General features: G+C 40.9%; 2 protein-coding genes. Both read left to right on the top strand.

Annotation, left to right across the window (positions count from 1 at the left end; translation table 11 throughout):
- Positions 1–229 (top strand): hypothetical protein (locus ACY2RQ_RS19625; protein ID WP_490114704.1); only part of this gene is annotated, 229 nt, incomplete at its 5' end.
- Positions 230–390: 161 nt separating this feature from the next.
- Positions 391–648 (top strand): DUF1737 domain-containing protein, encoded by a 258-nt coding sequence (locus ACY2RQ_RS19620; protein WP_490114703.1) that lies wholly within the window; start codon positions 391–393, stop codon positions 646–648.
- Positions 649–668: the final 20 nt, after the last annotated feature.

The raw sequence follows: 668 nt of genomic DNA, 5'->3' as shown, positions 1-668 counted from the left end.
GCAGCGTGCCCAAAACACAGGAAAAACCGTGCAACCGGCCGCATGTAACAAGCGCATCCAGGTGACGCCTTCGGCGCACCTGATGCGGGCGTTATGCCTCGAATACCTCAAAGAATGGAAGTCAAATGAAAAATCAAAAAACACTCTTATTCCTGTTATTACTTGTTCCGCTCATATCTTATGCAAAGCCCGAAGCAAGCCTCAAGAAGTGTCAGTACTGGAAAGATAAAATAGAAGAATACACAGACCTTAGACGTGATGGGGGAAGCTCAAGCCAAATGGAAAAATGGCGTAAGAAAAGAAGAAAGTACTCTGAACTATTCAGAGAATATGAGTGTGACGATTGGGGAAACAAGCTCAAATAGAATAATCTAAAAAATGTGATAAATAATGAAAAAAGCCGAGTATAAAGTAGTTTGTGGACCGGAAGGATTATCCCAGCTTGAAGAAAGGGTTAATGACCTTTTAAATAAAGGATGGAAACCTATTGGTGGCATCAGCTTTAATTCAGGTTATCCCTACCAGGCGGTTGCCAGAGTTGTTACGGTAAAGCCTTCCAATTTGATACAAACAAAAGAAAAAACTAAAGAGAGTATAGGTTTGAACGGTGCTCAGGACGCAATGAGAATGGTTGATGAAATCACTTAATATCGTTTCCAAATCACAAG

The organism is Parendozoicomonas sp. 209JJ7-1 (assembly GCF_058147085.1).
Note: the sequence above shows the minus strand (reverse complement) of the source record. Positions and strands in the feature narration are given on the sequence as shown.

Excerpts from the sequence above, each read along its gene's own strand:
- ACY2RQ_RS19620 (WP_490114703.1), top strand. The coding sequence starts at position 391 with ATGAAAAAAGCCGAGTATAAAGTAGTTTGTGGACCGGAAGGATTATCC.